This window comes from Microbacterium sp. LBN7 (genome assembly GCF_045690345.1).
GTDB lineage: Bacteria > Actinomycetota > Actinomycetes > Actinomycetales > Microbacteriaceae > Microbacterium.
Genome location: NZ_CP147856.1, coordinates 53,521 through 67,346 on the forward strand (window position 1 = coordinate 53,521; position 13,826 = coordinate 67,346).

Below are 13,826 nucleotides of genomic sequence, written 5' to 3' on the forward strand. Positions count from 1 at the left end.
GCGGCGGAGCGGATCAGCTCGCGGCCGCGCGGTCGCCGACGCGCTGTCCGACCACCGCGGACACGCCGTCCTGGCGCATCGACACGCCGTACAGGGCGTCCGCGATCTCCATCGTGCGCTTCTGGTGGGTGATGACCAGCAGCTGCGAGCTCTCGCGCAGCTGTTCGAAGACCGTCAGGAGGCGTCCGAGATTGGCGTCGTCGAGGGCGGCCTCGACCTCGTCGAGGATGTAGAACGGACTCGGGCGCGCCTTGAAGATCGCGACGAGCAGAGCGACGGCCGCGAGAGAGCGCTCGCCGCCGGAGAGCAGAGACAGCCTCTCGATCTTCTTGCCGACCGGACGCACCGAGACCTCGATGCCCGTGGTCAGCATGTTGTCCGGATCGGTGAGGCTGATGCTTCCTGATCCACCGGGGAACAGCAGCGGGAACACCTGGCCGAAGGCTTCCTTCGTGTCTTCGAAGGCGCTCGCGAAGATCGTCTGCATGCGCTCGTCGAGGTCGCCGATGATCGTCAGCAGGTCCTGGCGCGTCTGTGTGAGATCGGCCAGCTGCTCGGTGAGGAAGGCATGCCGCTGCTCCAGCGCGGCGAACTCCTCGAGAGCGAGCGGGTTGACGCGCCCGAGCTGCGCGAGCTTGCGTTCGGCCTCACCGAGACGGCGCTGCTGGATACGTCGATCGAAGGGGATGGCCGTGTCGTCGATGAGCTCACCGTCGGCGGGCGCGACGCCGGGATCGCGAGGAACCAGCTGATCCGGTCCATATTCCGCAATGAGAATATCTTCGTCGAGGGCGAGTTCCGACGACACACGCTCGAGCAGGCTGTTGAGGTGCAGCTTCTTCTCGTGGATCTGGAGCTCGAGCCCGTGCACGCTCTCCGTGAGTCCGGCCAGCCGCTCCCGCAAGGACGTCTCCTGCGCGCGCAGCGCTACGAGCTCCTCGTTCTGAGCCGAGCGCGCGGACTCCGCCTCGCCGAGCGCGATACGCGCTTCGGTGACGGATCGATCGAGCGAGTCGAGGATGCGGGGCAGCTCCTCGGCGACACCGGATGCCGCCTCGCGCTGCGTGCGACGGATGACCGCTCTGCGTGCCGCCTCTGCGGCGGCGTCGCGCTCCTGTTCGCGCTGGCGCTCGAGGCTCGTCACCCGTGCCTGCGCGGCGCGCACCCGCTCGCGGAGCGTCTCGATCTCCAGTCGGGCACGGACCTCGTCCTCCCGAGCAGCCTCGAGTGCTTCGAGCAGGCCGTCGCGTGCCGTCGCGTCGAGGACCGGACGCGGCGCGGCGATCGCCGCGTCCACTTCGTCCTTGGCGGCCTGCGCCTTCGCCTCGGCATCGGCGACGGCCGCCTGCGCCTGGGCGAGCCCGGACTCGAGCCGCTCGCACTCCGCCACGGCCGATTCATGCCGCACCGTGATCCGGTTCACCTGCTCCGCGTGGCTTGCCAGGGCGGCGTCGTGCTCGCGAAGGGCCCGCAGCGCATCCTTCGCCTGACGACGGGTCGTCTCGACGGCTTCGTTCGCGTCTTCCCGCGCTTCCCGCAGAGAATCGACGACGATCTGGATCTCGGAGAGCCGCTCCTTCGCCGCATCGCGCTCGGCCGCGAGCTCCAGGCGAGACCTCTCGCCTCCCGATCCGGTCCGCAGGGTCTGCGCGGTGACCACGTCGCCACCGAGCGTGACGATGGTAGTCGTGACGTCGCCGGCGGTGTCCAGGGCTGCGCGCGCTGCTCGCGCTGCATCGAGATCGGCGGCGATGAGCACGTGCGACAGGATGCCCAGCACCCCGTCGGGAGCGGTGACGGTCTCGGTCGCCGGCGTGATCCCGTCGATCGCGGGCAGATCGACGATCGGACGCAGGGCGTCGGCCACGACGAAGTCCACGACGCCGCGACGCTGCTCGGCGGCCTCCGCGGCCGCCGCGAAGGCCTCGGCTGACGAGTCGATCAACACGCCTTCTGCGAGCGGACCGAGGACGGCCGCGATGGCCGCTTCGAAGCCGGAACGCACCTGCACCGCGTCGCCGACGAGTCCGCGCACGCCGGCTCCGCCGGCTTTGACGATCTCCGCCGCGCCACCGGACAGCGCGAGCGCGCTGCTCAGCGCCGCCGCCTTCGCCGTCAGCGAGTCGACCTCGCGCTCGGCGGCGTGGAGCCGCTCCCGCAGTGCCTCTCGCTCGGCCTCGGCCGTCGAGGAGGCCCGCTGCGCGCTGTCGTACGCGGCAGCATGCTCGACGGCGGTCCCCTCGGGAGCCTCGGCATCATCGATCGCCTCGAGCGCCTCCGTCGCCTCGCGACGTCGGACGTTCGCGGCCTCCAGCGCGTTCTCCTGCCGCAGCACCGCGCCTCGCACGGCCGCCAGCGCCGACGCCGCCGCATCCGCGGTACCGCGCAGCGTCGAGAGCCGCATGTCGTACTCCGAGACGAGAGCGCTCTGCTCCGCGATGTCGACGTCGAGTGTGTCCAGCTCGGCGCGGGCGTGCACAACCTCCCGGCTCGCCGCTGCAGCCGCGTCCTGCGCATCGCCGAGTCCGGCGGAGATCAGATCGATCTCCTCGCGCGCCTCGTCGATCGTGCTCTGCGTCACCGTCACCGCCGTGACGGCCGCATCGTCCTCCTCGGAGCCCAGCAACGCGAGGCGCTGGTTCGCGAGCGTGTAGAGACCGCGCATCCGCTCCTGGACCTGCTCGAGCCCGAAAGCCACACTCCGCGCCTGATCGACCGCGACGGAGTTCTGGTCCTGCTCGAGGCGGGCGATGCTCGCGCGCACGGTCTCGGCCTGGTCGGACAGCACCAGACGCTCCGTGTGGCGCTCGTGCTCAGTGCGCGTGTGGTCGGCCAGCGCCGTGCGCAGCGCGACGACGTCATCCGCGAAGATGCGTGCCTTCGCGTCGCGGACCACCGCCGCGATGGTCTGCGCCTCGCGAGCGATCTCCGCCTGCCGGCCCAGGGGCTTGAGCTGACGCCGGATCTCGCCCGCCAGATCGCTGAGGCGCGTGAGGTTCGCCTCCATGGCGTCGAGCTTGCGGAGGGTCTTCTCCTTGCGGCGACGGTGCTTCAGGATGCCGGCGGCCTCCTCGATGAAGCCACGACGATCCTCGGGCGACGCCTGCAGGACGGTGTCGAGGCGCCCCTGTCCGACGATGACGTGCATCTCGCGTCCGAGACCCGAGTCGCTCAGCAGCTCCTGCACATCGAGCAGCCGGCAGCTCTCCCCGTTGATCGCGTACTCGCTCGAGCCGTTGCGGAAGAGGGTCCGGCTGATCGTCACCTCGGCGTACTCGATGGGGAGCGCGCCGTCGGCGTTGTCGATCGTGAGCTGGACCTCCGCCCGTCCGAGGGGTCCTCGAGTCGAAGTACCGGCGAAGATGACGTCCTCCATCTTGCCGCCGCGGAGCGTCTTGGCGCCCTGCTCCCCCATGACCCAGGCGAGCGCGTCGACGACGTTCGACTTGCCCGATCCGTTCGGGCCGACGATGCAGGTGACGCCCGGCTCGAACACGAAACTGGTCGGCTGGGCGAACGACTTGAACCCCTTGAGCGTCAGGCTCTTCAGATGCATGCGGGCACCGCTCGTCCGGGGAGAATCACGCCGCTACGCTACCGGAATCGCGCCGATCGGCCGTCATCCCGCGCGGGCGGGCGATGAACCCGCGCCGGCGGCGACACGCCGGGAGACGGCGGATGTGCTTGACGACCTCGGCGATCCTTCGCTACCGTGTCCTCCGGATCGCCACACGAAAGGAGGTTACCGATGATGTTCATTCAGCTCAACGCACAGGCCACAGGCCTCGCCGCGCCCGCGCACTCTGCGCCGCGCCCTGCGTACTCGGTGACCGCCGGCGTCCGCTTCAGCGCGTTCGCATAGAACCACAGCTCGAGAACTCCGGCCCGTACCGGGCTCCCTTCTCGCCGGTTCACCCGCGCCCCACCCTCTGATCTGCTCGCAGATCACGGATCTCCCGCCACTCTCGGCGTCCGCTTCTCGCGACCCCGAGGCGTCGCATCCTTCCTCGCCGTCCCCGACCGCCATCGCGGCCTCTCGACGACGAATCCGCACACCCATCCACCATTCATCTCGAAGGAATCATCGTGAATACGACGCTGCACCGCGGCATCACCCACCCGCCCGATACCGAGGACCGGCAGGTCCTCCAGATCCCCCGCCCCGACGAACTGCGCCGCCTCGCGCTCGCGGATCGTCTCTCCCTTCGGATCGGCCTCTGGCTGCTCCAGAGGGCGCAGCGTCCCCGGCGCGAACGCCGGAAGCTGCACCTCCCGCCCGCTGATTCACTGATCCTCGGGGAGCGCGAGCGCTCCGCCGCGGAGACCTACGCGCTGCTGGCCTACGACCTGCAGCGCAGCATGCGCTGATCGGAGTTCGCCACATGGACATCCCTCTCACCGCAGCCGCGACCCTGCGTCCGCTCGTGCTCCCGGCACGAGCGGACGCAGCGGACGCGGGCGAGTTCCGCGAGCTCGCCCGCGTCCGCAACCTCGTCTACCGCGAGATCACCGGCCGATCCGAGGACGACCTCACGCCCGAGGCGCTGCTGCCGATCCTGCGGTCCCGGAAGGAGCGCTCCACTTTCGTGTGGGCCGTGCGCATCGGCGAGGAGATCGTCGGACGCGCCGTCGTGAACATCCCCCACGAGGAAGGCTCGCGTGTCGCGATCGTCTCGATCGAGCTTCGACCGCACGTCTGGGGTCGCGGGATCGGCAGCGCGGTGCTTCCCCACCTGGAGGCCGTCGCCCGCGAGCATGGGCGCTCCGTGTTGCAGGAGTGGATCGAGCAGCAGCCGAGCGACGGCCCGCGCATCTCCGCGCCGACCGGCTTCGGCAGCGTTCCGGAGGATCATGTCTCCCGGTTCCTCCTCCGCCACGGCTACCGCCTCGAGCAGGTCTATCGCGTGAGCCATCTGACGCTCTTCCCGGAGACGATCCAGAGGGCGCGCGACCTCCTCGATCAGGCGCGCTCGGCCTCCACCGACTACCGCGTCGTGCAGTGGACTCTTCCGACGCCCGCCGATCGGGCCGCCGGGTACGCGTGGATGAAGTCGCGCATGTCCACCGACGCACCCTCGGCCGGGATCGAGACGGATGAGGAGACGTGGGACGTCGATCGTCTGCAGGAGGGCGAGCGACGGATCGCCGAGATGGGCCGAACGGTGCTGGTCACCGCCGCGGAGCACATCGCATCCGGCGAGCTCAGCGCGTTCACCGAGCTCGCCATCGGTCCGGACGCGGACGCGGTCACCCATCAGGAGGACACGCTCGTGCTCCGGGAGCACCGCGGCCACCGCCTGGGGCAGCTGGTGAAATGCGCCGCGCTGCTCGAATGGCTCGAGATCGCCCCTCGCTCGCCGAGCGTGATCACCTACAACGCCGAGGAGAACCGGCCGATGCTCTCCATCAACGAGGCCATGGGCTTCGCCCCCACCGCCTACGAGGGCGCCTGGAAGAAGGAACTGACATGACCACGATCGCAATGACGATCACTCCGCTCACCGCTCCGCGCTCGCTCGATGATGCCGATGCCGCGGACTTCCTGGCCTACGGCGAGCTCAACCGGCTCGTCTGCGACGAGGCCGTCGGGCTGCCCGATCTCGCTCCGGATGCCGCGCAGATGCTGCCGGCGTGGCACGACAGCACCGATGCGCTGCAGACCGGATTCGTCGCGCGTTCGGGCGACCGGATCCTCGGGATGGTGACGGTGTCCTTCGCGCAGGAGGCCGAGGCGCATGCCGCGGAGATCGACCTGCTCGTCCCGGCGGAGCACTGGGGACACGGCGTCGAGGATGCCCTGCTCTCGCGGGCGGAGGACGAAGCGCGCGCACAGGGCCGCCGCGTCCTGCAGATCTGGTCCCTGCACCGCCCGGAAGAGGCCGAGCGCATGCTGGTTCCACGCACCGGCTGGGGCCGGGTGCCCGCGATCCCGCTCAGCGATCTGCTCGAGGAGCGCGGCTTCACGCTCGAGCAGGTGGAGCGCAACAGCGAGTTCGACCTGCGCCAGGACCCGGAGCCGCTGCGCCGGGCACTCGCGGACGCGCAGTCCTTCGCCGGCGCCGACTATCGGCTCGTCGAATGGATGCTGCCGACGCCGCCCGAGCTCCGCGACGGCTTCGCCGCCGTCCTCGCGCGCCTGTCGACGGATGCGCCGAGCGGTGAGATGGACTTCGTCGCCGAGGCGTGGGACGCGGATCGGGTGATCCGTCGCGAGGCCCAGTTCACCGGCGCAGGGCAGACGATGTCCGTGGCGGCGGTCCAGCACGTGCCGACCGGGGAGCTCGTCGCGTACAACGAGCTGCTGATCGGCGCCGATCGCGGAGGCGTCACGCACCAGTTCGGGACGCTGGTTTCGCGCGAGCATCGTGGCCACCGGCTCGGGATGATCGTCAAGTGCGCGAACCTGATCCGCTGGCGGGAGCAGATGCCGTCATCGCCGGTCGTCTCCACGTTCAACGCCGAGGAGAACCGGCCGATGCTGAGCATCAACGAGGCGATCGGCTTCGTGCCGGTGTCGTACGCGGGAGCGTGGCAGAAGAGGATCTGAGCCGGTTGCGGACCCGATCTCATTCTCCGGGATGACGTCGGGCCCGCTCCCTCATCCGCCTGACGGACGACGGCGGCGAGGCCGATGACGAGGCTGGAAGCATGAACATCCCCGTCATCGAATCCCACGCCCTCACCAAGAACTTCGGTTCGACCCGTGCCCTCGCCGGCGTCGACCTCGCGGTCCACCGCGGCGAGTCCGTCGCGATCATGGGAGCCTCGGGGTCGGGCAAGACGACGCTGCTGCATGTGCTGGCCGGCATCGTCTCACCGGATGCCGGCACCGTGACCTTCCGCCCCGCCGAGGGTGCCGCAGTGGAGGTGACCTCGCTGGGAGAGGCTGCCCGCTCCCGGCTCCGTCGCGAGCGCTTCGGCTTCGTCTTCCAGCAGGGACTGCTGATCCCCGAGCTGACCGCCGTCGAGAACGTCGCACTGGCCTCGATGATCAACGGGATCCGTCGACAGGACGCCGCGCAGCATGCGGCCGCTTGGCTCGCTGCGCTCGGGCTCGCCGGCATGGAGGATCGCCGCATCGGCGAGCTCTCCGGTGGTCAGGCGCAGCGCGTGGCGATCGCGCGCGCCCAGGCGACCGGCGCGGAGCTCGTCTTCGCCGACGAGCCCACCGGTGCGCTGGACTCCCAGACGTCGGCCGAGGTCATGGACGCGCTGCTCTGGTCGACGACCGGACAGGGTCGCACGCTCGTCGTCGTGACCCACGACCCCGAGGTCGCCGCACGCTGCACCCGCACGATCGCGGTGCGCGACGGACGCATCGTCGCCTCGGCGGTGTCCGCATGAACGCCAACGTGCTCGCCCTGCTCCTCCGCCCCGCTCCCGGTCAGAACAGCGTCCTGGCCCTGCCGGTCGTGGCCTTCGGCATCGTCACCACGCTCGTGCTCACCGTGATCGGCGGCGCGCAGTCGTTCTGGGGGTGGACCGACGAGTACGCGCCCCTGTACCAGGCGCTGGCCGCGATCGCGCTGGTGCTTCTCGTCGTCCCGCTCCTGTCGCTCGGCGGAGCGGCGGCGCGTCTCTCCGCACGTCGTCGCGACGAGCGGCTCTCCACGCTCCGGCTCCTCGGAGTCTCCCCCGCCGGAGTCACCGTCGCGACCGTCACCGAGTCGGTGCTGGTCGCCGGAGCCGGAGCGCTCGCCGGCATCCTCGGCCATCTGGCGATCAGTCCGCTGGTGGGGATGATCCCGTTCCGCGGAGAACCGCTCGGCTTCGGCGCGGTCGTCCTGTCTCCGCTGCACATCCTCGCCGTTCTCGGGGGCGTTCTCGTGCTGGCGGCGGGCAGCGCGATCGTCGGACTCCGCCGTGTCGTGATCTCGCCGCTGGGAGTCCGGACGCGAGCCACCGTCTCGAGCGTGCACTGGATCCGCGCGGTCATCGCCGTCGGCGCCATCGCGATCGCCTTCGTCCTGATCAAGGTCTTCCCCTCGGTCGGAAGCCTCGTCGCGACCATCGCGGTGCTCGCCGGGCTCTTCGGCGCCGTGCTCGCCGTGCTGAATGTCGTCGGCCCCTGGGTCCTCAAGGTCTCGGCGTCCCGACAGCTGCGTCGCGCGGAGAAGCCGGAGCGCCTGCTCGCCGCGCGCATCGTCCTCGACTCCCCCAAGGCGGCGTGGCGCCAGGTCGGCGGGATCGCGATGGCCGCGTTCATGGCCGTGTTCGCGGGCACGGGCGTCGCACTCCTGGACGTCATGGGCGGCGAGGGGGCGACCGCGTCGGACATCGCCCTGGCGGACGACATCCGCACCGGGCTCGTCGTCACGCTCATCGGCTCGTTCCTCATGGTGGCGGCATCCGTCGGTGTCAACCAGGCATCCGACGTGCTGGATCAGCGAGAGCTCCACCGCAGCCTGCATCACCTGGGAATGCCGCTGGAGACGGTCGATCGGGCGCGACGTCGGGCCATCATGTCGCCGCTGCTGGTGACGGCGATCGGATCGGCGCTGTGCGCGGCCGTCGTCGTGTTCCCGCTCGTGGGCATCGCCCTCATCACGGCACCGCTCTCGCTCCTGACGATCGCTGCCATCGTCGCCGTGGGCATCGGCGTCGTCTGGGCGAGCACCTGGGCCACGCGTCCGCTGCTGAACGGGGCGTTCCAGGCAGCGTGACGATGCCGCGGTCAGCGGCGGCGCTGGCAGGTCGGGCAGAAGTGCGAGGAGCGGTTCATGAACGCCGCCCGGCGGATCGGCGTCCCGCAGCGCGGGCACGGCTGACCACCGCGACCGTAGGCGTTGAGGGAGTGCGCGAAGTACCCGGCCTGCCCGTTCACGTTGACGTACTGCGCGTCGAAACTCGTTCCGCCCTCGGCGAGTGCCTTCGCGAGGACCGCGCGCACCTCGGCGAGAAGCCGATGAACCGCCGGTGTGGACAGGCGGCTCGCCGGTGTCTCCGGATGGATGCGCGCCGCCCAGAGCGCCTCGTCGGCGTAGATGTTGCCGATGCCGCTGACCACGTTCTGGTCGAGGAGCACCCGCTTGATCGCACTGTTCTTGCGGGCGAGAGCCTGCCGGAAGCGCTCGTCGTCGAACGCGTCGTCGATCGGATCCCGGGCGATGTGGCCGACCTGCGTCGGGATCAGGGACGAGCCGTCATGGATCAGGGTGTCGACCGCGAGGGATCCGAACGTCCGCTGGTCCGAGAAGACGATCGCGAGCTCGCCGTGCTGCGGATGCTCGAGATCGATGCGGATGCGCTCATGGCGCTCCGCGGCGGCATCCGGTGCGCGCAGCAGCATCTGCCCGCTCATCCCGAGATGCGCGATCAGCGCGGACTCCGCATCGTCGAGCGGGAGCCAGAGGAACTTCCCGCGCCGGGATGCCGCAGAGAACCTGCGCCCCTCGAGGCGTCCGACGAAATCGGCCGCGCCGGCCGGATGCCGTGTCAGCGCCCGCTCGTCGAGGACGGTGACCGCGGTGATCAGAGAATCGATCGCCGCAGGCGCGAGACCTGCGCGGACGACCTCGACCTCGGGAAGCTCAGGCACGCTCGTTCAGCGTGCGCCAGGCGCTCAGCGCGGCCGCCATCTCGGCGGTCTTCTTGCTGCTGCCGGTGCCGGTCATGCGGATGTCGCCCACCTCGACCGTCGCGGTGAAGCGTCGATCGTGATCGGGCCCGCTGGCCTCGACCGAGTACTGCGGCGGCGTGGCCCCGGAACGAGCGGCGAGCTCCTGAAGACTGGTCTTCGGATCCATCGCCGCGCCGTAGCGCTCGGGATCGGCGAGCAGCGGCTCGGTCAGGCGGAGCACGAGCTCGGTCGCGGCCTCGGGGCCCGCCGACAGATAGGTGGCGCCGATGACGGCTTCCATGGTGTCGGCGAGGATCGAGTCCTTGTCGCGACCGCCGGTCTGCTCCTCGCCACGACCGAGCCGGAGGTGGCTGCCCAGATCGATGCCGCGCGCCACCTCGGCGAGGGCGACGGTCGACACGACGCTCGCGCGGCGCTTCGCCAGCTCGCCCTCATCCAGATCGGGGTGCGTGGTGAACAGCATGACCGTGACGGCCTGGCCGAGCACCGAGTCGCCGAGGAACTCCAGGCGCTCGTTGTGCGGGATGCCGCCGTGCTCGTACGCGTACGAGCGATGGGTGAGCGCCAACTCCAGAAGCTCCGCGTCGATGTCGACGCGGAGCTTGACTGGGAGAGGTCTCGTCCCCCCGGGGACCTCCGTCACGATGAGTTCGCGACTCAGACGTCGGCGACCTTGCGGCCCTTGTACTCCAGGAAGAGCTCAGTGCCCTGCGAGTCGGTGACGACCTTCGCCTGGTGGGGACGGCTGTAGACGGTCTTGCCGTTCTCGATCGTCTTCACGAGGGCGACGGGAGCCGCCTTCCACTGCGCGCGGCGCGAGCGGGTGTTCGAACGGGAGACCTTGCGCTTCGGGGGGTTACCAGCCATGACTAGCTCTCTTCTTTCTCGGCGGCGCGGCTCGATGCCTTGCCGTCTTGGTCTGTGATCTGCTGGAGCGCGCTCCATCGAGGATCGATGGGAGCGGCCTGCTCCGTCCCGGTGCTCACGGTCAGCCTTTCGCCCGTTTTCGGGTCGAGACCCGGGCAGTCCGGCTGACACACCGGCTGAAATGGAAGCGACAACACGGCCGCATCCCTGACGAGAGTTTCAAGATCCACGTGGTCGTCTTGAACCTCGAAGTCAGTTTCTTCCTCACCAGGATACGCGAAAAGCTCCTGGAACTCGACTTCGACAGGCTGAGTGATGTCGATGAGGCATCTTCCGCACACTCCCGCGTACTCCGCCTCCGCCGTTCCGGAGACCAGGATCCCCTCGTGGACCGACTCGAGACGCACGTCGATGTCGAGGTCGGAACCCGCCTCGTACCGGACGATCCCCTCACCCCAGGGTTCGGCGAGACTCACCGTGAACTCGTGTTCACGCATCTCCCCCGGGCGTCGGACGATGTCGCGGACGGGAAGGACGAAAGGGCCGTTCAGTCGAGATCGCACCACGCCATGCTACCCGGCTCCGTCTGCGAGCGGGCCGGACGAGCGGCGGTGAGCGGTCCTCAGATCCCGCGCGCGCCGGTGTCGAGGAATGCGGCGACGGCCGGAGGGACGAACGGCGTGACGTCGCCGCCGAGCGACGCGACCTGGCGCACGAGCGAGCTCGACACCATCGCGTGCGACGGGTCCGGAAGCAGGAAGACCGTCTCGATGTCGGCCAGGTGCCGGTTGACGATCGCCATCGGCGATTCGTACGCCACGTCGATCTGGGAGCGGATGCCCTTCACCAGGACGCCGGCTCCGACGTCGCGGGCGTAGTCAACGAGGAGGCCCATGCTCCAGGAGCCGATCACGATGGTCCCGGCCATGCCGTCTTCGGCGATCGAGCGCTCGAGGAGCGAGAGGCGCTGCGCGATGGGCAGCATCGCCTCCTTGCCGGGGTTGTGGACGACGAGCACGTGCAGCTCGTCGTAGAGCTTCGCGGCACGACGGATCACGTCGAGGTGACCCAGCGTCGGCGGATCGAAGGAACCGGGGACGACGGCGATCCGGCTGCTCACTGGGACTCCATCCGTCGCTCCATGCATCGCATGGCTCCAGCCTAGGGCACGCGGATCGCGTCAGTTCTTCGCCAGCGCGGCGCGGTCCTCGTCGCTCACCCGGCGGCCGATCACTTCGCGCAGTCCCGGATGCCGCGCGAGTTCGGGGTCCGCCGAGAGGATCTGCTCGGCGACCTCACGGGCACGGGTGATGAGCCCCGCGTCCTTCACGACGCGCAGCAGCTTGAGCGACGATCGGACGCCCGCCTGCGCCGCACCGAGCACATCGCCCTCGCCACGCAGCTCGAGGTCGACCTCGGCCAGCGCGAAGCCGTCGAGGGTCGCCGCGACGGCATCCACGCGCTCGCGGGCGACGGAACCTGCCTCGGCCTCCGTGACCAGGAGACAGAGCCCCGGCACCCCGCCGCGACCCACCCGGCCCCGCAGCTGATGCAGCTGGGAGACGCCGAAGCGGTCGGCGTCGAGGACGATCATCGTCGAGGCGTTCGGAACGTCGACGCCGACCTCGATGACCGTGGTCGCCAGCAGCAGGTCGATCTCGCCGCGCGCGAAGGCCTGCATCACGGCATCCTTCTCGTCCGAGGGCATCTTGCCGTGCAGCACGGCCCGACGGAGCGATCCCAGCTTCGGGTGCGTCGCGAGCGCCTCGTCGAGCTGCACCACACCCCACCGCGGCCCTGCCGCACCTTCGGGCGCGAGAGCGGTCTGCTCCCCCGGCTCCGCCGTCTTCTTGGCGGTGTCGATCGCTGCGCAGACGGCGAAGACCTGCCGACCCTGCGCGATCTCCTCGGCAGCGCGGTCCCAGACCCGGTTGAACCACCCCGGATGCTCGGCGAGCGGAGCGACGAACGACTCGATGCCGGCCCGTCCGGCCGGCATCGTCCGGATGACGGAGGTGTCGAGGTCGCCGAAGACCGTCATCGCCACGGTCCTCGGGATCGGGGTCGCCGTCAGCACCAGCGCATGCGGGCTCGAGCCCTTCGCCCGCAGGGCCTCCCGCTGCTCGACGCCGAAGCGATGCTGCTCGTCGACGACCACGAGGCCGAGATCGGCGAACGTCGTCTTCTCGCCGAGCAGCGCGTGCGTTCCGACGACGATGAGCGACTGCCCTGACGCGACGCGCAGCGCGGCCTTGCGGCGTTCGGCGGCCGGGAGCTGTCCGGTGAGCAGCGTCGGCATGACGAGAGGTGCGAGCTGCGGGCCGAGCATCTTCGCGATGGAACGGAGGTGCTGACCGGCGAGGACCTCGGTCGGAGCGATCAGCGCGGCCTGCCCTCCGCTCTCGGCGACCTGCAGCATCGCGCGCAGCGCGACAAGCGTCTTGCCGGAGCCGACCTCGCCCTGGACCAGGCGGTTCATCGGCCAGGCGCCCACCAGGTCGTGCGCGACCTGGTCGCCCACTGTCTGCTGGTCAGGGGTCAGCATGTAGGGCAGCGAGGCGTCGAAACGCTCCAGCAGGCCTCCGGGCTCCGCAGGGCGCGCGGTGGCCGAGAGCGCGCGGACCGCATCGCGCTGCTGGAGCAGGGCCGTCTGCAGCGTGAGAGCCTCATGCATCCGCAGGGTGCGAACGGCAGGATCGATGTCATTGCGCGTGCGCGGCCGGTGGATGAGCTCGAGAGCCTCGGCGGCCGTGAGTAGCTCCTCCCCGGTGCGCACCTCTTCCGGGAGCGGATCGGGGATGCCGGTCAGGTCGTCGAGCACCCGTCCGACGAACTTCGCGATCTGCCAGGTCTGCAGCGTCGAGGTCGCCGGGTAGATCGGGATGAGCACCGCCGCCCGCGCGTCGGCCCGGCGCCGGGCCGCGTCTTCGTCGTCGAAGAGCTCGTACTCGGGGTGAGCGAACTGGGTGACGTCGTTGAACATGCCGACCTTGCCCGAGAACACACCGCGCCGTCCGACCGCGAGGTCTTTCGAGCGCCACTCGGCGGCGCCGAGGTTCTTGGCGAAGAACGTCAGCGACATGCGCCCGATGCCGTCGCCGATCACGACATCGACCATGGCCCCCTGGCGGTTGCGCATGCGGCGGAAGCTCGAGGAGAGCACCTCGGCCACGATCGTCACGGTCTCGCCGATCGGGAGGTCGCGGATGGGCGTGAGCTCCCCCGGATCGGCGTAGCGCCGGGGGTAGTGCGAGACCAGGTCTGCGACCGACTGCATGCCGAACGCCCGGTTCAGCGTCTTCGCGGGGGCGGCGCCGAGGGCCTCCTCCAGCGAGGAATCGAGCGTGAGCGGCATGCTCCGAGTCTAGGGAACCCCGCG

Annotated in this window: 12 protein-coding genes; 5 read left to right on the forward strand and 7 right to left on the reverse strand. The window is 70.0% G+C overall.

Going from position 1 to position 13,826, the window contains the following annotated elements; genetic code table 11:
- Positions 1 to 13: 13 nt before the first annotated feature.
- Positions 14 to 3,556: a chromosome segregation protein SMC gene (gene smc, locus LBN7_RS00265; protein WP_407360631.1), complete on the reverse strand. Its 3,543-nt coding sequence runs from the start codon at positions 3,554 to 3,556 to the stop codon at positions 14 to 16.
- Positions 3,557 to 4,086: 530 nt separating this feature from the next.
- On the opposite strand from smc, the gene LBN7_RS00270 reads away from it, so the two are divergent.
- The 5 genes from LBN7_RS00270 (at position 4,087) to LBN7_RS00290 (ending at position 8,663) form a co-directional block, all read left to right on the forward strand.
- The gene (locus tag LBN7_RS00270) at positions 4,087 to 4,368 is read left to right on the forward strand and encodes a hypothetical protein (protein ID WP_116635086.1); all 282 of its coding nucleotides are present in this window, start codon (positions 4,087 to 4,089) and stop codon (positions 4,366 to 4,368) included.
- Positions 4,369 to 4,382: 14 nt separating this feature from the next.
- Complete coding sequence (locus LBN7_RS00275; RefSeq protein WP_407360632.1) at positions 4,383 to 5,471, forward strand: GNAT family N-acetyltransferase; 1,089 nt, start codon at positions 4,383 to 4,385, stop codon at positions 5,469 to 5,471.
- A complete protein-coding gene (locus tag LBN7_RS00280; protein ID WP_407360633.1) occupies positions 5,468 to 6,547 on the forward strand; it encodes a GNAT family N-acetyltransferase in 1,080 nt (359 codons plus the stop codon). Before LBN7_RS00275 ends, LBN7_RS00280 begins: the two co-directional genes overlap by 4 nt.
- Positions 6,548 to 6,648: 101 nt before the next feature.
- Positions 6,649 to 7,344, forward strand: a complete 696-nt coding sequence (locus tag LBN7_RS00285) for an ABC transporter ATP-binding protein (protein ID WP_407360634.1) — start codon at positions 6,649 to 6,651, stop codon at positions 7,342 to 7,344.
- Positions 7,341 to 8,663, forward strand: coding sequence for an FtsX-like permease family protein (locus LBN7_RS00290; RefSeq protein ID WP_116635090.1), 1,323 nt, complete (start codon positions 7,341 to 7,343; stop codon positions 8,661 to 8,663). The genes LBN7_RS00285 and LBN7_RS00290 overlap by 4 nt, the downstream gene beginning before the upstream one ends.
- An 11-nt stretch (positions 8,664 to 8,674) precedes the next feature.
- On the opposite strand, the gene mutM is transcribed toward LBN7_RS00290, so the two are convergent.
- The 6 genes from mutM to LBN7_RS00320 form a co-directional block, all read right to left on the reverse strand.
- Positions 8,675 to 9,538, reverse strand: a complete 864-nt coding sequence (gene mutM, locus LBN7_RS00295; protein ID WP_407360635.1) for a bifunctional DNA-formamidopyrimidine glycosylase/DNA-(apurinic or apyrimidinic site) lyase — start codon at positions 9,536 to 9,538, stop codon at positions 8,675 to 8,677.
- The gene (gene rnc / locus LBN7_RS00300; RefSeq protein WP_116635092.1) at positions 9,531 to 10,223 is read right to left on the reverse strand and encodes a ribonuclease III; all 693 of its coding nucleotides are present in this window, start codon (positions 10,221 to 10,223) and stop codon (positions 9,531 to 9,533) included. Before rnc ends, mutM begins: the two co-directional genes overlap by 8 nt.
- A gap of 14 nt (positions 10,224 to 10,237) precedes the next feature.
- Complete coding sequence (rpmF, locus tag LBN7_RS00305; RefSeq protein WP_116635093.1) at positions 10,238 to 10,447, reverse strand: 50S ribosomal protein L32; 210 nt, start codon at positions 10,445 to 10,447, stop codon at positions 10,238 to 10,240.
- A gap of 2 nt (positions 10,448 to 10,449) precedes the next feature.
- Positions 10,450 to 10,998, reverse strand: coding sequence for a DUF177 domain-containing protein (locus LBN7_RS00310; protein ID WP_116635413.1), 549 nt, complete (start codon positions 10,996 to 10,998; stop codon positions 10,450 to 10,452).
- Positions 10,999 to 11,069: 71 nt separating this feature from the next.
- Positions 11,070 to 11,567, reverse strand: a complete 498-nt coding sequence (coaD, locus tag LBN7_RS00315; RefSeq protein WP_116635094.1) for a pantetheine-phosphate adenylyltransferase — start codon at positions 11,565 to 11,567, stop codon at positions 11,070 to 11,072.
- A gap of 60 nt (positions 11,568 to 11,627) precedes the next feature.
- Complete coding sequence (locus tag LBN7_RS00320; protein ID WP_407360636.1) at positions 11,628 to 13,802, reverse strand: ATP-dependent DNA helicase RecG; 2,175 nt, start codon at positions 13,800 to 13,802, stop codon at positions 11,628 to 11,630.
- Between the last annotated feature and the right edge of the window lie 24 nt (positions 13,803 to 13,826).